Origin of the sequence: Streptomyces sp. F63 (assembly GCF_018070345.1) — a bacterium.
In the GTDB taxonomy this organism is placed as follows: Bacteria; Actinomycetota; Actinomycetes; order Streptomycetales; family Streptomycetaceae; genus Streptomyces.
In genome coordinates this window covers 95,385-115,157 of the sequence record NZ_JAGPXX010000010.1, presented here as the reverse complement: position 1 = coordinate 115,157, position 19,773 = coordinate 95,385, and the positions used below count along the sequence as shown (strand labels likewise).

General features: G+C 70.8%; 10 protein-coding genes and 1 pseudogene. 2 read left to right on the top strand and 9 right to left on the bottom strand.

Annotated features, from left to right (window positions below):
- Positions 1-94: 94 nt before the first annotated feature.
- Positions 95-2,416, top strand: coding sequence for a S1 RNA-binding domain-containing protein (locus tag KBZ10_RS30560; RefSeq protein WP_374223351.1), 2,322 nt, complete (start codon positions 95-97; stop codon positions 2,414-2,416).
- Between the two features lie 209 nt (positions 2,417-2,625).
- On the opposite strand, the gene KBZ10_RS13760 is transcribed toward KBZ10_RS30560, so the two are convergent.
- From KBZ10_RS13760 to KBZ10_RS13745, 4 genes are all read right to left on the bottom strand, one after another.
- Positions 2,626-3,759: a non-reducing end alpha-L-arabinofuranosidase family hydrolase gene (locus KBZ10_RS13760; protein ID WP_374223350.1), complete on the bottom strand. Its 1,134-nt coding sequence runs from the start codon at positions 3,757-3,759 to the stop codon at positions 2,626-2,628.
- Between the two features lie 1,136 nt (positions 3,760-4,895).
- Positions 4,896-5,561, bottom strand: a complete 666-nt coding sequence (locus KBZ10_RS13755) for a class F sortase (RefSeq protein ID WP_210987882.1) — start codon at positions 5,559-5,561, stop codon at positions 4,896-4,898.
- Positions 5,558-6,379 carry a hypothetical protein gene (locus KBZ10_RS13750; protein WP_210987881.1) on the bottom strand — a complete coding sequence of 274 codons (822 nt, stop codon included), beginning with the start codon at positions 6,377-6,379 and terminating at the stop codon, positions 5,558-5,560. The genes KBZ10_RS13755 and KBZ10_RS13750 overlap by 4 nt, the downstream gene beginning before the upstream one ends.
- 416 nt (positions 6,380-6,795) lie before the next feature.
- Positions 6,796-7,401 (bottom strand): lytic polysaccharide monooxygenase, encoded by a 606-nt coding sequence (locus KBZ10_RS13745; RefSeq protein WP_210987934.1) that lies wholly within the window; start codon positions 7,399-7,401, stop codon positions 6,796-6,798.
- Positions 7,402-7,766: 365 nt separating this feature from the next.
- On the opposite strand from KBZ10_RS13745, the pseudogene KBZ10_RS29400 reads away from it, so the two are divergent.
- A pseudogene (locus KBZ10_RS29400) lies at positions 7,767-7,862 on the top strand (dienelactone hydrolase family protein); the annotation flags it as partial.
- 123 nt (positions 7,863-7,985) lie between these two features.
- On the opposite strand, the gene KBZ10_RS13740 reads toward KBZ10_RS29400, so the two are convergent.
- The 5 genes from KBZ10_RS13740 to KBZ10_RS13720 form a co-directional block, all read right to left on the bottom strand.
- Complete coding sequence (locus KBZ10_RS13740) at positions 7,986-8,597, bottom strand: ATP-dependent Clp protease proteolytic subunit (RefSeq protein ID WP_210987933.1); 612 nt, start codon at positions 8,595-8,597, stop codon at positions 7,986-7,988.
- 92 nt (positions 8,598-8,689) lie between these two features.
- Entirely contained in the window at positions 8,690-9,337 is a 648-nt protein-coding gene (locus KBZ10_RS13735) for an ATP-dependent Clp protease proteolytic subunit (protein ID WP_210987880.1), read from the bottom strand.
- 457 nt (positions 9,338-9,794) lie between these two features.
- Entirely contained in the window at positions 9,795-10,955 is a 1,161-nt protein-coding gene (locus tag KBZ10_RS13730; protein WP_210987879.1) for an acyl-CoA dehydrogenase family protein, read from the bottom strand.
- A 384-nt stretch (positions 10,956-11,339) separates the two neighbouring features.
- Positions 11,340-12,515, bottom strand: coding sequence for an FAD-dependent monooxygenase (locus KBZ10_RS13725; RefSeq protein ID WP_210987878.1), 1,176 nt, complete (start codon positions 12,513-12,515; stop codon positions 11,340-11,342).
- The gene (locus KBZ10_RS13720; RefSeq protein ID WP_307847399.1) at positions 12,512-19,726 is read right to left on the bottom strand and encodes a non-ribosomal peptide synthetase; all 7,215 of its coding nucleotides are present in this window, start codon (positions 19,724-19,726) and stop codon (positions 12,512-12,514) included. The genes KBZ10_RS13725 and KBZ10_RS13720 overlap by 4 nt, the downstream gene beginning before the upstream one ends.
- Between the last annotated feature and the right edge of the window lie 47 nt (positions 19,727-19,773).

Genomic DNA, 19,773 nt, shown 5'->3' with positions numbered 1-19,773 from the left:
GTGCCATGGTCATCAGCGAGGCCGGCACCTCGGTGTGGCGGGCCAGCCACTCCACGACCTCCAGGCCCTGCCGGTCGCCCAGCCCCGGAGTCAGATGCAGGTCCACCAGTGCCCCGGCGAGCTGCTTCACCTCGGCCTCCCGGTCGCGCCGCAGCCGCCACCACTCGTCCAGCGAACGGACGGTGAGACAGGAGAACCCGAAGGTCTCGAGCGCGGACTCGATCAGGCCGGCCATCTGGTCCTCCACCACCAGAATGCGCCGCCGCTCACCGGCCCGCAGCCGCTCCCGGACCGGGGCGCAGAGGCGGTCACCGGGGAAGAGGTCCAGGAACCCTTCCAGGCCGTCGAGTTGGCGCAGGACCTCCGGGTCCGTGTCGCCGAGCACCTCCAGCAGCCGGTCGCGGCACGCGAACACCGCGCTCCAGCGGCCGGATTCGACCTGCGGGTGGCAGACGCGCGGGTCGCCGTACCACAGGCCGATCAGCCGGGCGAGTTCCGCCGGGTCCGGCGGCCCGGCCGGATCGCGCAGCTTCCCCACGTCCGAGACGAACTCCTCGGCGTCCACCCGGACCGACTGCCGGTCAAGGGTGTACGGGCGTCCCTTGGCCCGCTTGGGCACCGGCAGTCCGGTCCGCCGCAGGCTGCTGACGTGCTGCGCCAGCGCCAACTCGGAGGCGATCGCGGGGCGCCCGGCGCCGTCCCGGACCCACGCCATCACGTCCTGCTCCCGCGCGCCGTGCCGCGACCGCAGCGCCAGGACCACCAGCACCGCACCGGCGAGCCCGGTGGGCGGCTCCAGCGGTGTCCCGTCCCGCTCGACGCCGAGATCGCCCAGGACCCGGATGCGCCACTGCTCCCCCATGTCTGTCATGGGCCAATTGTGCAGCGGTCAACCGCCGCGTGTGGGGCGTACGTTGAGGTCCCCTTGAGCCCGCGCCCGCGGCCGGTGGAGGAGGGCCGCGGAAGCTCAACGGACGAAGCGGGCAAAGACCGGTTGCGCCCGGGATCCTCATCCCAACGGGGCGCAGCAGGCGCCTCCTCCCGGAAGGCAACCGTCATGCATGACATCCGGCTCACCCGCGACGAGCAGACCGTTCCCGGCACCGTGCTCGTCATCACGCCCATGGGCAGGAAGACCCTCCGCAACGACGACGAGTTCGACTTCGACTGGCACTTCCAGGACGTCATCAGCCCGGTCGTCACGGAGGCCGGCATGACGCCGGTCCGCGCCGACAGCGTCTACGGCCCGGCCAACGTGCTGGACGTGGTGTGGCGCGGCATCCAGCAGGCCGAGGTCTGCATCGTCGACTTCTCCTGCCGGACGCCCAACGTGGCCATGGAGTACATGGCCGCCAAGCTGATCGGCAAGCGCATGATCTACCTCGCGCAACACGCGGACGACATCCCCAGCGACGTCCGCGGGCTGCGCCACATCCCGTACACCCCGCTGTACGCGGACATGGCGCGGATGCGGGCGGAGCTGCGGCAGCAGCTGGAGGCGGTGCGCCTGGAGCCCGCCCAGGAGATGGCGCTGATACCGCTGGCGACCGGCGGGGTCACCCCGGCCCGCGCCCAGGTCGTCAGCGTCTCCGCGGACTTCGCGGTGGTACGGGCCGCCGACGGCACCCTGGGGGTGCTCAGCGGAGAGGATCTCGACTGGTCGCGGATCGTCACCGACATGACCCGGTTCTGCGCGGTGGGCGAGTGGCTGGACGGCGCCTTCGAGATGCTCCCGGCGGGCGGCACCAAATACACGCTGCTCAGCGGCCAGCAGAACCCGTGGCGCCGGCTGGAGGCCACCCACCCGGTGGGGCACACCTTCACCGGCACGGTGCACAGCGTGCGGCAGGCGGGGGCGTTCGTCCGGGTCTCCGGGCCCGTCAACGGCCTGGTGCCGCGCAGCTCGCTGCCACCCGGGACGGAGCTCACTCCGGGCAGCCGGGTGGAGGTGACGGTGCTGTCGGTGGAGAGCCGCCGGCGCCGGGTCACCCTGGCCCTGGCGCAGGGACGGGGTCGGCCCGCGGCCCCCTTTCCGTCCGCCGGTACGGCGCCGGCCGGGGCGGCGTCGCCCGGGGTGGCGTCGCCCGGGGTGGCGCTGCACGAGCGGCTGGAGGGCGAAGTGGTGAAGATCGTTCCGGAGGGCCGGGGCGGCTATGTGCTGCTGCGGGTTCCCGGCCGGGACCGCCCGGTGTTCCTGCACTGCTCGGCAATGAGCGGGCAGCTGCGGCACGACCTCAACCACGGTGGAATCGAGCTCGGCGAAATCCTCGACCTCGAGGTGAGCAGCATCGACCTCCGCCAGAACAAGGTCTGCGTCCGGGACATCGAGCCCGGGGACGAGGCCGAGGACGAAACCGGGGTCGCGCCCGGCGAGGCCGAGGACGGGCCGCGGGAGGACCTCCCCCGGGCCGCCTGACGTCCTTCCCTCCCCGGGGCGCCGTGACATCACGGCACCCCGGGGTCGCCCGGCCACAGGGCCTGGTGCCGTCCCGGCGACGTCGATCCGGCCAGGGCGTCCATGCCGTCAACCGCTCGCGCCCTGCCCGCCCGCAGGCCGCGCCCCATCACGGCCACCGTGAAGCGGGGAGCCGGAAGGCGGGAACCGGGAACCGGGAACCGGAAGGGTCAGCGCTGCAGGGTGAGGAGACCCGGCCGCCACGGCAGACGGTTGTATTCGCCGCCCGCGTTGGGGTCCTTGCCCTGGTAGAGGAGTTGCAGATTGCAGGGGTCGACGGTCATGGTCTGGTCGGGGTTGTTACGGACCAGGTCGCCGTGGCTGATGTCGTTGGTCCAGGTGGCGCCGCTGTTGGCCCTGCCCGCGAAGGGGTTGCTCTCGCTCGCGGCCTGCGGGGTCCACGAGCCGTTCAGGCTGTTGGACGTGAAGGAGCGGAAGTAGCGCCCGTTCGCCCCCATCGCCTCGACGATCATGAGGTACTGGTTCTGGCCCTGCACCTTGTAGACCTGTACGCCCTCGAACAGGTTGGCCTTGGTGTCGCTCATGATCGTCGTGTACGACGAGCCGAAGTTGCCGGGGAAGTTCCCGATCGGCATGCTCGCCCGGTAGATCCTGCCGTTGTCACCGGCGAAGAACAGGTACATGTTCCGGTCGTCGGCGATCAGGGTCTGGTCGATCGGGCCGGTGTCGGAGCCGGAGATGCTCCCGGTGAACAGCGGCTGCGGAGCGGACCAGCCGTTGGGGTTGGTGGGGTCGCTCGACGTGCGGTAGATGAACGGCCACTGACCCCACTGGTACGCCAGCACCCAGATGTTCTTGGGTGCGAAGTAGAACAGCGTGGGCGCCACCGTGCCCTGGTTCATCCCGTTCTGGCCGGTCCACGCCATGTCGGACCAGTTCGTGAAGGGGGTGAACATCATCGAGCCGTACGCCGATCCCGAGTAGTTCGACCCGTAGACCAGGTACTTGCCGTTGTGTTTCACGGCGGTGAAGTCCTTCAGCGAGGCCCATCCGTGCGCGGGCTGCGCCAGCGCGCCCGACGACGACCACCGGTACGCCGACGGGAGAGCACACGTGGCGCCGCTGGCGGTCGCCCGGGCCGGGGGCGCGACGAGCGTCGCCACCAACGCGAATAAGCCCGCGACCACGGCGGCCAGCGCCACGGACGGATGCCTGAGGCGGAAACTTCCTCTGTGCATGGGGGGTTCCTCATCTTTGAGCGGTCGGCTCCGGCGCACCTCGCCAGAGGTGCCCGGACGGTCGGTGCAGGGCGGTGTGCGCGGTCTGTTCGAGCACCACGGCAGGCCGCTGGTGACTTCCCGGCCTTGCGCGGCCTCCGGAAAGGCGGCGCGACCTCCGGAAAGACGGGTGGGGCCCGGGGCCCTGGGGCCGCATGGGGCCCGCGGTCGGCACGCCCGGCGCGTGGTGGAGGGTCGCGGCCGGGGCGTGGGGGGTGTTCCGGCGCGGATCGCGGATGGCTTCGATGTCCGCCAGTCGTCCGCCGGCCCTGCCGGATCACCCGTTCGCGTACCCCCGGGCGGTGACGCGGGCCGGTGCCCGGGCGGGCGCGGCCGCGGCGCGGGAGGGCCCCGTCAGCGGGCGGACCACGCGGGCAGCGAGGCCGGCGGTGGCCGTCGGCGCGCGACGACGGGGAAGATTGATCAGCCCATGACATGACGTAGGGGCATGACGTACCCATGCGGCAGGCTCCTTGGGGTTCGGCGTTCGAGGGGGACCCGGAGATGCGCTGCTGTGCGATGGAGCGACTTCGATTGTTCGGCATACCGAACAAGGGTCGAAGTATCGAGCAACCTGAATGATAGGGAACCGTTGAACGACGTCAACACCCCTCGCACGCGGCCCCACCGACGAGGGACCTTCTCGTCCGAGTCATCCGAGTCATCCGAGTCATCGGAGTCATGGGAGTCATGGGAGTCATGGGTACTGCCGGATCCGGCGCGGCCGGGCCCGCCCGCGCTCGCGCACACGCCTCCCGTACCTGACGCCCATTCGCCATACGCCGCCGTCCCGCGCGCTCCAGGACGAGGTCCGCACGGCCCCCGAGGCGCCGGCAGACCGGGGGCACCCCGGAGAGTGCGAGCACGCCGTCACCGCGCCGCGGCCCGGGACACGCCACGTGGTGCCCCCGCGGCGCAAGCCCTCATCCACACCCGGCGCCTGCCCGGCGCGCGCGTCTTCGGCGCGTATCCGCGCACGCGGTTCACGGCCGGCGTCTGACCGGCGGCTCCTCGAACTGCCCGGCGGAGGAGGTCTTCCCGGCGGAAGCAGCCGCGGAGGTGCCTGGAGCCCCCGGGCCGCCGGGAGCCCGCGGCCGGTCCCCGATCACCGGGCCCGCGGCCCGGCGGGAGACGGCCGTGACAGTTCCGCTGCGCGGAGGAGCGCCGGCGGTCGGGGGCCGCCGCATCTCGGCTCCAGCCGCCTACGCGACGCCCGTCATGCTCGCGAACACCACGACGTTGTGGGTGTAGTAGTGCCGGTCCGCGTCGAACTCACCTCCGCAGGTGACCAGCCTCAGCCCCGCGTGGTCGAGGTTCTTGTAGACCTCCAGCGTGGGGAATTCCTTCTTCGGATACTCCTCGACGCGGTCCACGGTGAAGGTGGCCGTCTTCCCGTCCTGGCGCTTCACCTCGACCGTGTCGCCGGCCTTCAGCGTCTTCAGGTCCTTGAACACCGCGTCCTCGCCGTTCCAGGTCACGTGCCCGGCGATCACCGCGGGCCCCTCGGAGCCGGGAGTGGGCCCCGGCTCGTACCAACCCGCCAGGTCCGGGTTCTTGGGGGTGGTCATCGCCCCGTCCTTGTTCTGCCCCAGGGTTTCCAGGGCGCTGGAGACACCGAGGGAGGGGATGCTGACCTGCTGCGGCACCGACCGGTCCAGAGCAGCGGCCGCCTGGCCCGCGCCCGAGCCCGCGCCCGGCGCCTCGCCGCCGGCTGCCCCGCCCGTCGCGCTCTGCGCCGGGGGCGGCTGCGAGGCCGATGTGCCCTGCCCCCCGCAGGCGGTGAGCACCAGCAGGGCCGCGGTGGCGGCGATCAGGGCAGCGGGGACGCGCCGCCCCCCGGCCCGTACGCTCTCTGCCGAGCGGTTCACGCGGCACCCCCGGTCTCCGTCGCCGGGACACCGGACGCCTTCCGCCGGCGAACGGCGAACAGCATCCCGGCCACCGCCGCCGAGGCGGCACCGGTGGCGCCGATCACGTAGGGGGACGTGGCCGGCCGCTCCGCCCCGCCGCCGGTCTCGATCCCGCCGACCGGGACGGACCCGACCGACGCGCCCTTGACCTCGCCGCAGTTGGTGGGCGCGGTCGCCTCCTGGGGCAGCTTCGGGTCCAGTTCACTCTTGCCGGCGCCGTCGAAGTCGTACTCGCCGTTGCCGTTGGGATCGATGCCGTGCTGGACGATGTGCAGGTCCTTGATCTTCTCGACCACGTCCTGCCCGACCTCGATGGTCCGCTTGTAGGAGACCTTGCCGTTGGCGTCGGCCACCGGCATCCGGTCCACCGCGAGCCCGCTGGTCGCCGCGTCGGTGTCCCCGGAGACGGTCAGCGCGATGTTGATGTCGCCGTAGTGGACGGTGGCTTCGGTGTTGTCGAGGATCCCGTCCTTGTTGGTGTCGGCGCTGTCGTCCGGGCAGACGAAGTCGCGCCCTTCGGTCGAGCCGTGCAGGTGCTGCGCCGAGGGCTGCCCCGGCACCATGCCCTCGGACTTGATCCACACCGTCATCTCGTTGCCGCGCAGGCTCACCATGGCCGTGCCCCGGGAGCCGGAGTCGTTCAACTGCTCCAGGTCGAGATGGAAGGCGGGAGTCTCCGACTCGGCGAACACCGGGGAGGAGGCGCCAGCGGTGAGCAGGGCGGCGGTGGGCAGAGCGGCCAGTACGGTGAGACGGCGGGTTCGCTTGGGCATCACATGCGTTCCTTGTCCGTGGGGATCTCGTTGCGAGAGCTCGCAATTACCCTTAGAACGCGGCGTGGTTTGCGGGTGTTCAAACGGGCCGGAGAGACGCACGCGGCCAGGGCTGATGCCCCCGCGCGGAAGGCCGCACAAGCCGAGGGCGGGCCACTGAGGCGGGTTCCGGGAGGCGGTTTCGTCCCTGGGCAGGAGGTCTCCGGGAGTGGTCGGCGCCCGGGGCAGGCCGGGGCGGCGCGGGTACGCCGGGCGGCGCGACACGCCCCGCGGCCGGGTGTGTTCTCACCAGCAGCGCGGGGAGCCCCGTCGGGGGCAGGGTGACCCCATGGGTCCCCTGCCCCGACGGGGCTCGGCCGGCCGGGCGGCGGGGTGCCGGCGCCCGGCAGCGGCCGGTGCCGTGTGCGGCGCTCTCCGGCTCAGCCGAAGTTCACGTCACTGCACCACATGTAGGCCTGGTCGAGGTGCGAGGCCTGCCAGATCACGAACAGGATGTGATGTCCGCTGTAGCCGGACGTGTTGACGTTGAAGCTGATGTCCTGCGCCGGGGCGTAGCGGCCGGTCTGCGTGATGAAGTCGAGGTTGCCCCAGCCCAGGGTCTGGGTCTGGGGGTTGAAGCCCTGCTTGCTCACGTAGACCTTGAAGTAGTCGGCACCGTGGGACGCCTGGTCGTGCAGCTGGACCGTGAAGTTGTTGCTGATGTTGGTCGTCTTCCACTGCCCGGGCTTGTTCAGGCTGGCGTTCCTCGAGAGGTTGTTGCTGCAGAGCGTCCCGTCGGGGGTCCGCGCCTGGAACTGGCCACCGAGGCCGTCGCGGAGCGCGCTCATCCAGTTCCACATGGTGTCGGGATTGGCCTGGAACGCCTGATAACACATGGGGTCTTCGGTCTGCATGGCCGGGCTCGTGTGGTTGCTGCCCCACGTCTGCCAGCACTGGTACGCGCGGGAGGCGGGGTTGACGATGCTGCCGTGAGCCTGGGCGGGGGCCGACCAGGCCAGGGCGCCGACAGCCACGGCGAACAGCATGATGAGCGCCTGGAGAGGCCGGCGGAGGGCCGACCGGGAACGCCCGGTTGATGGGTTCTTGCGCATGTGGGGGAACTCCTTCTAGTCGCCAAGCACCATGGGAGCGCTCCCAACAGTAAGACTTCTGAGTGAAATGTCAATGAAACAAACGAAGTTGCTCACAGGGGTGGGCGGCGAACCGGGAATCCGCCGAGGGCCGGGAGTCCGAACCGTCCCCGGAACCGGAAGGCGAAGTGCCGCCCGGACCGGCGTGCGGGGCCGAGGGGCCTGGGCCGAACGAGTTCCGGCGCCGCCGGGCCGACGCCCTGGCCGAGCTCCGATACGTGGGCGTTGGCCTTGGGCGTCAACGGCGGGCGCTGGGCGCCGTGCGCCCCGGCATCGGCTACCACCCGCGGCATGCCCGGCGAGCCCGGCGCGACGTCGTCGGCCGGCTCGCCGAGTGTCCGCCCATGACGGAGTGATCCGGCCGGCGACCGCACAGGTACCGGACCACGGGCCGGTTCGGCCTCCGTCCCGGACCCGGGCAGGGTCGGGCGCCCGTCCCGACCCTGTGCCGCACCACCGCTTGCAGAGACAAAGGGGCGTCAGGACGCGCCGAGAACCGACCGCGGCGACACAACCTGGTCGATCAGCCCGTACTCCTTCGCCTCCTGGGAAGTGAAGAACTTGTCCCTCTCGATATCGTTGGAGACCTGCTCCAGAGTTTGCCCGGTGTGTTCCGCCAGGACTCTTTCCATGACCAGACGCAGCCGTTCGACCTCGGCGGCCTGGATCTCAAGGTCGGATATCTGACCCTGACTTCCCTCGTGGGACGGCTGCTGAATGAGTATCCGGGCGCCCGGCAGCGCCATCCGCTTCCCCGGCGTGCCCGCAGCGAGAATCACCGCGGCGGCAGAAGTCGCCTGCCCCAGGCAGACGGTCTGTATGTCCGGCTTGACGAACTGCATGGTGTCGTAGATGGCGGTGAACGCCGTGAAGGAGCCTCCAGGCGAATTGATGTAGAGGGAGATATCCCGGTCCGGATCCATGGCCTCCAGGCAGAGCAGCTGCGCCATGATGTCGTTGGCCGACGTGTCGTCGATCTGGTGTCCGAGGAAAACCACCCGTTCACTGAAGAGCTTGCCGTAGGGGTCCAGTTCCCTGGTTCCCTGCGCGGTGCGCTCCACGAAGCTCGGGACGACGTAGCGACCTGTCATGGGCGCGCCCCGGCCCTGGGACGAGTATTCAATCGGCTTCACTGAGCGCGACACCTCCGTGCGCACGGGGTTGTGGTCCCACCACGCGGTCATCAGGCGGACGTGCGCTGGAAGGCCCTGCCGGGCGCCCCCGAGGCATGGGTCATGATGTCGTCGATGAGGCCGTATTCCTTGGCCTCTGCGGGGGTGAACCAGCGGTCCCTGTCCGAGTCCTTGGTGATCTGCTCGAACGTCTGGCCCGAATGAAGGGCGATCAACTCGGACATCTCCCGCTTCGTCTCCAGCATCTGCTTGGCGTGGATCTTGATGTCCGTCACCGTGCCCGCGAGACCGGCCGACGGCTGGTGCATGAGGATCCTGGTGTGGGGCAGCGCGAACCGCTTCCCCGGAGTGCCGGCCGTGAGCAGGAACTGGCCCATGGACGCGCAGAATCCCATGGCGACGGTGACGACGTCATTGCGGATGTACTGCATCGTGTCGTAGATCGCGAGACCGGCCATCACCGAGCCGCCGGGAGAGTTGATGTACAGGTAGATCTCCTGGTCCGTGTCGGCAGCCAGGGTGAGCATCTGAGCCGTGATCTGGTTCGCTATTTCGTCGTCGACTTCCTTGCCCAGGAAAATGATGCGGTCGCTGAGCAGGCGATTGTAGATCTGGTCACCGAACGCGGCGCCGCCGTTGGGGCTGTGGGCGGACGATACCGTCGGCGATGCCGGGTGGTGAAGCCTTGCGTCACTCATGAATACCCCTGTCCTTGACCGAGCCCAGGCATCCCGGGGGGAAATGTGATGGATGAGCGATGAGTTGGACCCGCCTCCCCCGGTCTCGTTCGAAGCTAACACGTTCACACGCCACGGATAGCGGCTTGGTCTGGCGTTCGCTCAGAGCAGAGGTAGGTCTGAACGCCCTTGCGCCTGGGGCCTGTTGGGGATTCGAGGCGAACTCCCGGCGCGCAGTCCCAGTCTCGGACGTATAGCGATGCATTTCAGTCAGATGCCACGGCTCTTTGCTTGCCCACCGCGCCTCCCGGGAAACGGAATCCGCCGAAATCACCCCTGTGGCCTTTTGGTCACAAAGGTCGGTGACGTGGTGCCGCACTCGCCGGGAGTGCTCCGCCACCGGCTGCCGGTGCGCGGCCGCCGGATCACTCCCTCGAACCGCCCACGAGGCCGGCCGGGTCCACGCGAGGGCGAGGAGTCAGGCCGGGAGGCCCAGTTCCCTCGCGATCAGCATGCGCTGCACCTCGCTCGTTCCCTCGCCGATCTCCAGGATCTTGGAGTCCCGCCACATCCGCGCCACCGGGTACTCGTTCATGAACCCGTACCCACCATGGATCTGCGTCGCCTCTCGCGCGTTGTCCACCGCCACCGCCGAGGAGTACAGCTTCGCCACCGCCGCCTCCTTCTTGAACGACTCCCCGCGCACCAACCGCGATGCCGCGTCCCGCCAGCCCACCCGCGCCATGTGGGCCCGCATCCCCATGTCCGCGATCTTGAACTGGATCGCCTGGTAATCACCGATCGGGCGCCCGAACGCGCGACGCTCACGCGCGTACTTCACCGACTCGTCCACACACCCCTGCGCCAGCCCCGTCGCCAGCGCCGCGATCGCCACCCGCCCCTCGTCCAGGATCCGCAGGAACTGCGCGTACCCGCGCCCCTCCTCACCCAGCAGATTCCCGCCCGGCACCCGCACGTCCGAGAACGACAGCCCACGCGTGTCCGACGCGTTCCAGCCCACCTTTGAGTACGGCGCCGCCACCGTGAGGCCCGGCGTCCCCGACGGCACGACGATCGACGAGATCAGCGGCCGCTCGTCCGGCGTGCGCCCCGTCACCGCCGTGACCGTCACCAGGCCCGTGATGTCCGTACCCGCGTTGGTGATGAAGCACTTCGATCCGTTGATCACCCACTCGCCCGTCACCTCGTCCCGCACCGCCGTCGTCCGCGTCCCGCCGGCATCCGATCCGCACTCCGGCTCCGTCAGCCCGAACGCCCCCAGCATTTCCCCCGCGCACAACTGCGGCAGCCACCGCCGCTTCTGCTCCTCCGTCCCGAACCGGAACACCGGCATCGCACCCAGCGAGACACCCGCCTCCAGCGTGATCGCCACCGAGGAGTCCACCCGCGCCAGCTCCTCCAACGCGATCCCCAGGGCCAGGTAGTCCCCACCCATCCCGCCGTACTCCTGCGGGAAGGGCAGCCCGAACAGCCCCATGCGGCCCATCTCCCGCACGATCTCGTACGGGAACTCATGGCGCTCGTACAGATCCCCGATCTTCGGAGCCACCACGTCCTGCGCGAACTCGGCGACCGTGCGGCGTAGTTCCTCGTGCTCGGAGGTGAGGCGATGGTCCATGGTTCCGTCAGTCCTTGGGTGAGAGGGTCCGTACGCGGGTCACGCCCCACGTCCGCCGGCTTGCAGAAGGGGAAGCGCACGGGATGGTCGCTGTGCGGGCTGTGCGGGTTGTGCGGGCTGTGGCGGAATGCGGAACAGGGAATGGCCGCGACCCCCCGCGCGCGGGAAGGTCCCGGCAGAACCGCGTCCCGTCCGGACAGCCGGCTCCCCGTACGTCCGCCTGGAGGACGTACCGCCCTTCACCGCGGTGGGTGCGCAGTCCGGCCGGTTCGGGACCGTGCGCCGAAGGTGGAGACCGTGAAGGTGGAGCCGGCCGGCTCGCGGGGGGGTGAGTGTGCCCGCGCGCCCACCCGCGGGCCGGCCATCAGCGGTCATGGGGTGTGGTCAGCCCAGTGGGGGCCAGGTGAGGACCGCTTCGTTCTGACTGGTGAGCTTGGACAGCGGTACGAACCGGAAGTAGAGGTCGCGCGCCAGGGCGGGAAGGAGGCCCTCCAGTTGCTCGGTCTCGCTCAGCGCACGGGCCGCGGCGACCAGCCCCTCCGTCCGCGGCCTGCGCTCGTCCTCGTAGCCGCGCAGCGCCGCGACCGGGTCCGCCGTCGCGCGCAGGTGCTGGGCGAGGACGACGGCGTCCTCGATGGCCAGCGCCGCTCCCTGGCCCAGACTCACGAGCATCGGGTGGGCCGCGTCGCCGAGCAGGGTCGTGCGTCCGGTGCCCCACCGCGGGAGGAACGGGCGGTCCTGGGCGGTGATGCGGACGATCGATTCCTCGGGGGTGGTGCGGATCGCCTCCCGCACCTCGTCGGCCCAGCCCGCGAAGAGGCCCGCGAGCCCTTCCTTGCCGCGCCGCAGGTGTCCGGAGGCGCCCGGGGGCACGTTCTTCGTCGCCCACCAGTAGGCGCGGCCACGGCCGATGTCGGCGAGCCCGAAACGCTGTCCACGCCCCCAGTAGTGCGCTGCGTAGCCCTTGCTCATCCGCGGGTGCGTGAAGGGCACCGTGGCCAGCCAGCACGCGTAGTTGCCGGGCCGCGGTTCGTCGGCGCCCGCCACCTGCCTGCGAATCACCGAGTTGAAGCCGTCCGCCCCGATCAGGAAGTCGCCCGAGGCGGTCCGGCCGTCCTCGAAGGTGACCTCGACCCCGTCCTCGCCGCTGACGAACCCGGCTGCCGTGGCGCCGCATGCGATGACGCTCTCGTCCCCGAGCGCGTCCAGCAGGGTCTGCTGGAGGTCCGCCCGGTGTACGGCGTAGTTCGAGGCCCCCAGCCGGCCCGAGACCTCACGGAACGGAAGGGTCCTGATCGGACGGCCGCGCCGGGTGAGGAACTTGAGCTCGTCGAAGACCTCGCCGCGCTTGTCGAGCCCCGGGGCGATGTCGATGTCGAGGGTGCGCAGCGCCAGGACCGCGTTGCACATCAACGACACCGCCGTGGTGCCCGGTCTCAGCTCGGGAGCCCGCTCGAAGACCTGCACCTCGACGCCTGCGCGGCGCAGTGTCGCGGCGGCTGCGAGGCCGCCGATGCCCGCTCCGATGACCAGTGCCTTGCGCGGGGTGTGCTGCGTCATGTCCCACTCCTCTTCGACGGCCGCGTCCGGCCCGGTTGGCCGGCCGTCATCACCTGAGCCACCTTCTCGGCGACGACGTTCACGTGCGGTTCCTCCAGGAGCACCAGGTGGTCACCGGGGACGTCGACCACCTGGAGCCGTCCCGTGGTCAGGTCGCCCCAGCCGTTGGTGGGGTCCGTGTGCAGGCTCTGCGCGGCCCCGTGCATCGGCCGGAGGATTTCCGGCAGTTCCGAGGTCGCACGGAGCAGCACCACGTCCCCGTCGACCGGTTCGGGCCGGTAGGCGAGGATCGCCTGCCAGTGCGCCCTGAACATCTCGAACAGGCGGCGCACGGTGGTGCGTGAGCTGCCCGCGGGCAGGACACCCGCCTGTGTGGCGTGTCCGACGATGAAGTCGAACTTCGCCTCCTCCTCCAGGCCGTCCGGCAGCGAGACCACCGGTGCGGTGCCGCCGCGTTCCATCCACAGCAGTTCCCAGAAGAACCATTCCAGCAGCGAGTGGTCGGCCACGTCGGGCCGCTCCCCCTGCTTGACGGCGATCGGGTCGATCAGCACGGTGCCGTGCAGGGCGTCCGGGTCGCTGCGCCGCAGCTGTCGCGCCATCTCGAAGGCGATGAAGCCGCCGAAGGACCACCCTCCGATCACGTAGGGCCCTTCGGGGCACACGCGCCGCACGGCTTCCAGATAGCCGGCCGCCATCTCCGGGATCGAGCTGAGCGGCTCCGTGCCCGGCACGGTCCCCCACGCCTGAAGCGCGTAGACCGGCTGGTCCTGCGGCAGGTGACGGGCGAGGCGCACATAGCACAGCACATGGCCGCCCAGCGGATGGACCAGGATCAGTGGCGGTTTGCCGCCCTCGGCGCGGATCGGCACGACCGGGTCGAACCGGGCCGCGGAGCCGCTGCCCCGCAGGTGCTGTGCCAGACCGGCGACGGTCGGGGCGGCGACGAACGCGGAGAGCGGGACGTTGACGCCGTAGCGCTTCTCGATCGTCATCACCAGCCGCATCGCGGTCAGTGAGGTGCCTCCGATGTCGAAGAAGTTGTCCCGCACACCCACCGTGGGCAGTTCCAGCAGTTCCGCCAGGATGCCCACCAGCGCCTTCTCGTGCTCGTCGGCGGGCGGGGTGGTGTCCGACGACGGCGCGGCCAGCGGCATGCGGCGCAGCAGCGCGTCGTCCCGCTTGCCGCTGGGCGTCAGGGGCAGGCTCCCCAGCCAGTCCAGGTGCGCGGGCATCATGTAGTCCGGCAGCACCGCGCGCAGTCGGCTGCGCACCTCGTGCAGGTCCACGGTGTCGGCGTCGCCGACGAGGAACGCCGCGAGGAACGCGTCTCCGCTCTCCCGGCGCCGGGGCACCACCGCCACCTCGCGGATGCCGGACGCGGCCTGCTCCTCGGCGAGCTTGGTGATCGCGAGTTCCACCTCGGCCGGCTCGACCCGGAAGCCGCGCACCTTCACCTGGGAGTCGACGCGGCCCAGCCATGCGAGGTTGCCGTCGGGCATGACCCTGGCCAGGTCGCCCGTGCGGTACAGCCGGGCGCCCGGCTCACCGGACGGGTCCGGTACGAACCGCTGCTCGGTCAGGTCGGGGCGGTTGCGGTAGCCGTGGGCCAGGCATACACCTCCGGCGTAGATCTCGCCCTTCGCGCCCGGCGGCACCGGCCGCATCAGACCGTCGAGCAGGTGCAGCTCGATGCCGTCCACGGGCACGCCGACGGGCGGCAGGTCGGGGAAGAGGGCCGGGTCGCCGGTCATCGTGTGATGGGTCAGCAGGTGGGTCTCGGTGGGTCCGTACTGGTTCTCCAGGACCGTGTCCGGCCGCGCCGCACAGAACTGGCGGATCTCGTCGGTGACCCTCAGCTGCTCCCCGGAGGAGATGACCACCCGCAGGGCGGCGGGGCGGATGCCCAGTGCCTGGGACGTCTCCGCGAGCTGCTGGAGCGCGACGTAGGGCATGAAGACCCGCTCCACCTCCTCGCGGTCCAGCAGCCGCAGCAGGGCCGGCATGTCCTTCCGCTCGTCCTCGGCGAGCAGTTGCAGGGTGCCGCCGCCGCACAGCGTGGAGTAGATCTCCTGGAACGCCACGTCGAAGCTCAGCGGCGCGAACTGCAGGGTCTTGCCGCCCGCCGCACCGCTGGCGGAGGGGACCTGCCACCGCATGTAGTTGGCGAGCACCCGGTGCGGGAGCTCTACACCCTTGGGCTCGCCGCTGGACCCGGAGGTGAACAGCAGGTAGGCGACGGTCTCGCCGGTGATGTCCGGCAGTTCCGGGCCGCCGGGTTCCGGCTCGGCGGCGAGCAGCCCGTCCACGTACAGCAGCCGGGAGGAGTCGTCGAAAAGCGGTGCGTGCGTCTCGTTGGTGACGATCCACAGGGGATCGGCCTGGGCGGTCATCACCGCGAGCCGGGCCCGCGGGTAGCTGACGTCGAGCGGAACGCAGGTGGCTCCGGCCTTCCCCACGCCCAGGACGGTCGCCAGGGTCTCGGGCGAACGGTCCATGGCGATGCCGATGGTGGAACCGGTGCGCACTCCGGCGCCGATGAGGCCGTGGGCCATCCGGTTCGCGGCCGCGTCGAGCTGGGCGTACGTCCAGCTGCGCGCACCGCAGCTGACGGCCACCGCGTCGGGCGTACGGGCGACGTGCTCGCCGATCAGCCGGATGACGTCCGCGGGCGCCTCCCCCGCGAGCCGCGCGGCGGGGACGCGCCCGCCGCCCAGGAAGGCGAAGTCCACGTTCTCTTCGGGCTGCTCGGTGATCCGCCGGAGGATGGCGACGTACGTCTGTCCGATGCTCTCGGCCTGGGAGCGCGAGAAGGTGCGTCCGTCGCAGTCCATACGCAGCCACAGGCGCTCGTCCACCGGGTCGACCACGGCGTTGACCAGGAGCTTGAAGTTCGTCTCCTCCCAGGTGTCGAACTCGGTCAGCTCCATGCCGGTGCCCTCGAAGAGCGAGGTGAGCACGTGCGGGTGGACGTAGTTGAAGGCCGTGTCGAAGACGACGTCCCCGCCACGGTCCTCCTGGATGGCGCTGAGCGGGTAGCGCCGGTGGGGGTGGCTCCCACGCTCCTGCGCGTACACCTCGCGCGCCGAGTCCAGCCAGGAACGCGGCCGGGCGTCCAGGCGGAGCGGCAGTGTCTCCAGGAACAGCCCGGTGATCCGTTCGGCGTCGGCCTGCTCCGGCCGTCCGCCGGTGACCAGGCCGGTGGTGATGTCCTCGGCGTCGGAGAACAGCCGCAGTGTCAAGCAGTGCGCTGCGAGCAGCAGGGACTTGACCGGCAGGCCGTGGGTGCGCGCCAGGCGGCCCGCCCGGTCGGCCAGGCCGTCCGGCAGCTCCACCCGGTGCACGATGAGACCCGTGTCGCCCGCGGGCTCGTAGGGCCGCAGGCCGTCGAGCTGGGCCAGTTCGGCGCCGTCGAGCAGCCGCTGCCAGTACTGCTTGCTCTCCTCCGAGGCGAGGGCCCGGCGCTCCTCGCGTACGTACAGGGCCGGCGAGGGCAGTTCCTGCGACGAGACGGCGGCGACGGGCTGCCCGGCGTGGTGGAGGAAGTCCTGGAGCAGTTCGCGCACCAGCGTGGCCACGCTCCAGCCGTCGAGGATCGCGTGGTGGAAGCTGAACACCAGTTCCAGGCGGTCGCGCAGGACGTGCATGCGGAACAGGTAGAGCGGCGGCCGGTCCAGACGGTACTCGTGGTAGCGCCGTTCCCGGACGTGCCGGTCCACCTCGTCCTGCGCCTCCTGCTCGCCGAGGCTGCGCAGGTCCACGATCTGCAGTCCGCCGTCGGCCTGCCGGTGCACGAGCTGGAGCGGCTCGGAGTAGCCGCCGAGGTCGAAGGCGGAGCGCAGCACCGGGTGGCGCCGTACCAGGCCGTCGAAGGCGCGGCGCAGCGCCGGCTCGTCCCACGGCGACTTCAGCGAGTAGCGGAAGACGTCGTGGTAGACGGACGACCTCTCGTGCTCCCGGCTGTGGTAGAGCAGGCCCAGGTGCAGCCGGGTGGCCGGGTAGGCGTCCGCCAGGCCGGTCAGCCGCGCTCGGTCGACGCTCGGGACCAGGGCGAACGGTGCGAGCGGTGCGTCCTCTCCCGCCGGCGGTGCGGTCGTCGCGGCCGCCGCGAGCGCGGCGACGGTGGGGTTGCGGACCATGTCGGCCAGGGTGAAGTGAACCCCTGCGCGCCGTGCCTCCGCCTGGATGCGGAGCATCTGGATCGAGTCCCCGCCCAGGGAGTAGTAGTCCTGGTCGACGCCGACCGCGTCGGTTCCCAGCACGGCCGCCCAGGCCGCCGCGAGCTTCGCCTCGGTCTCGTTGGACGGCGTCTGCGCGCCGGTGTCCGTCCCCACCCTGGGAGCGGGCAGCCGCCGCCGGTCGGCCTTGCCGTTCGGGGTCAGCGGTATCCGGTCGATCCGCACGAAGTACGCCGGGATCATGAACTCCGGCAGAAATGCAAGGAGTTGGGACCGGAGGCGGGCCGCCCCCAGCTCCTCGTCCGCCACGTAGTAGCCCACCAGGTGCACGCCGCGGCCCGGCGCGGTCCGGTCCACCACGAGGGCGTCCCGCACGCCCGGGCAGGCCGCCAGGCGGTTGCCCACCTCGCCCAGCTCCACGCGGTTGCCGCGGATCTTGACCTGATCGTCCAGTCGCCCCAGGTACTCCAGGGTGCCGTCCGCCAGCCACCGCGCCCTGTCGCCGGTCCGGTACATGCGCCCGCCCGGCGTGAACGGGTCCGCCACGAACGCCGCGGCGTCCAGCTCGGGTCGGTCCAGATAGCCGCGCGCCACGCCCACGCCCGCGATGCACAGTTCACCGGCGACGCCGGCGGGCTGGAGGTGCCCGTGCGCGCCGACCACGTACAACCGGGTGTTGTCGATCGGCCGCCCGATCGGCACCCGGCGCACCTCCCCGTCCGTTCCGCCGGGGCAGTCGTAGTACGTGACGTCGACCGTGGCCTCGGTGGGGCCGTAGAGGTTGACCAGCCGGGGAGCCGTGGCACCGGCAGCCGCGAACACCCGGTTGAAACGCGACACATGAGCGGGGGACAGCGCCTCACCGCTGCAGAACACCCGGCGCAGGGATGCCGCGTCCGCCACTCGGGCCGGGTCCTCCTCGACCAGGTCGAGGAAGGGGCCGAGCATCGACGGCACGAAGTGGGCCACGCTCACCCGGTGTGCGCGTACGGTGCGGAGGATGGCTTCGGGGTCGCGCTCCCCCCGGGGCGGCAACAGCGCCAGGCCGGCCCCGGTGAGCGCCCACCAGAACAGCTCCCACACCGACACGTCGAAGGTCGCCGGCGTCTTCTGCAGCAGGACGTCCCCCTCGCCGACGGGGTAGCGGCGCTGCATCCACTCCAGCCGGTTCACCACGGAGCGGTGTTCGATCTGCACGCCCTTGGGCCGCCCGGTGGATCCGGAGGTGTAGATGACGTACGCGAGGTCCCGCGGTCCGCCCAGCGGGACGGGTGCGGCGGGCGCGGTGGACGCCGCGGCCTCCAGGCGCCGTACGGGCACGGTGTCGCCCACCAGGGCGGCGGGCACGGTGCCGCCCAGCAGCACCGCTGCCACCCTGCTGTCCGCCAGGACGAACCGGACCCGCTCCTCGGGGTGGCCCGGGTCGACGGGGACGTAGGCGGCACCTGCCTTGAGGACGCCCAGGACCGCTGCGACGAGGTGCGGGCCGCGCTCGGCCACCACGGCTACCCGGTCGCCCGTCCGCACGCCGTCCTCACGCAGCTGGTGCGCAATGTGGTTGGCCCAGCCGTCGAGGCGGGCGAAGGTCAGCGACCGCGCGGGGTCGTCGGTGACCACGGCCACCCGGTCGGGCGTCCGTGCCGCCTGCCGCTCGAAGAGCGCGTGGACAGTGGCGTCCTCGGTGAACGCGTGCACCGGGCCGGTGCCCGTCGCGATCAGGGCGGCCCGCTCCTCCTCGCCGATCACGGGGATCTGCGACAGCGGCAGGTCCGCCCCCGCGAGCGCCCCCTTGAGGATCGCCTCGATGTGGGTGGCGACCGACTCCACGGGGAAGTCCGCGTCGAACACGTCCAGGGCGTAGTCCATGTCGACCAGGACGTCACCGATGTCGTCCAGTTCGTTGACGACCACGGCCAGCACGTCGTCGTCGTGGGCACGCGCCTGCACGACGGTCTCGTACTCCACGCCCTGGACGGCCGGCGGACGGGGCCAGCGCAGATAGGCGATGGTGGTGTCGAACAGCCGCTTGGGCCCGCTCCCCTGGAGCGGTACGCAGCGCAGCAGGTCGCCCAGGGAGAAGCGCTCGTGGGGCTTGAGCTCCCGAGTCGATGCCTGCACTTCGGCGACGAGCTCGCTCATCGTGCGGTCCTCGCCGACTGTCACCCGCAGCGGCAGGGTGTTCGCGAAGTGGCCCACGGTCTGCTTCTGCGGAGTGGTGGGCCGGTTCAGCAGCGGTACGCCCAGGACGACTTCGTCGCTGCCGTGCACCCGCGACAGGTAGACGGCGAAGGCGCCCGCCACGAACGCGAAGACCGAATGGCCGCGTTCACGGATGCTCTCGACGACACCGCGTTCGATCAGGAAGCTGTGGCGGGCGCTGCTGCGGGAGCCGGCCGGGGCCGCGCGGCGGAAGAGGGCCGGGGAGACACCCCGCAACTGCTGCTGGAAATAGGCCCGGTCATCCGCGTAGTCGTCCGAGGCACGGTAGCGGCGCTCGTCCTCCGCGAATTCCAGGTACGACGGCACGGACGGCTCCTCGAACCGCCCGGTCCTTCGTATCTGGTCATATTCGGCGCGGACTTGGGACATGAAGAGGTTCAGGCCCCAGGCGTCCGCGACGATGTGGTGCACCTTGACGTAGGAATGAAAGACCCCCTCGGCCTCCTTGAGGACCGCGAGCGCAAACAGCCGGCTGCGTTCCACCTCGAAAGGCACGTCGAACGCGTCCTTGATCCACGCCTCGCAGGAATCCCGCGGCGACGGGGCGTCGGAAAAGTCGATCGTCGGGATGCCGTAAGCCTCGTCCTCGGCCCACTGGCGCGGAGTTCCCTCCTCCGGGTCGATCCGGATCCGGAATGCATCGTTGCGGTCGACCGCACGGCGCAGGCACGCCTTGAGGAGGTCGACGTCCACATCACCGGTGAACCGGTCGGTGATGAAACAGTTGAACTGCGGGAGATCTGGAAAGAGAGAGTTCGCAGCCCAAATATCCTGCTGATAGGCCGTGAGGGAGTAACGCCCCCGTCGATTCACGATCGCTCCATTTTCCTCGGCTCTTGCCTTCATTCCTGAGCTGTTCG

Excerpts from the sequence above, each read along its gene's own strand:
- KBZ10_RS30560 (WP_374223351.1), top strand. The coding sequence starts at position 95 with ATGCAGGTCCACCAGTGCCCCGGCGAGCTGCTTCACCTCGGCCTCCCG.
- KBZ10_RS13745 (WP_210987934.1), bottom strand. The coding sequence starts at position 7,401 with ATGCTGTTCGCCGTGGCTGTCGGCGCCCTGGCCTGGTCGGCCCCCGCC.
- KBZ10_RS13740 (WP_210987933.1), bottom strand. The coding sequence starts at position 8,597 with ATGACAGGTCGCTACGTCGTCCCGAGCTTCGTGGAGCGCACCGCGCAG.
- KBZ10_RS13735 (WP_210987880.1), bottom strand. The coding sequence starts at position 9,337 with ATGAGTGACGCAAGGCTTCACCACCCGGCATCGCCGACGGTATCGTCC.
- KBZ10_RS13730 (WP_210987879.1), bottom strand. The coding sequence starts at position 10,955 with ATGGACCATCGCCTCACCTCCGAGCACGAGGAACTACGCCGCACGGTC.
- KBZ10_RS13725 (WP_210987878.1), bottom strand. The coding sequence starts at position 12,515 with ATGACGCAGCACACCCCGCGCAAGGCACTGGTCATCGGAGCGGGCATC.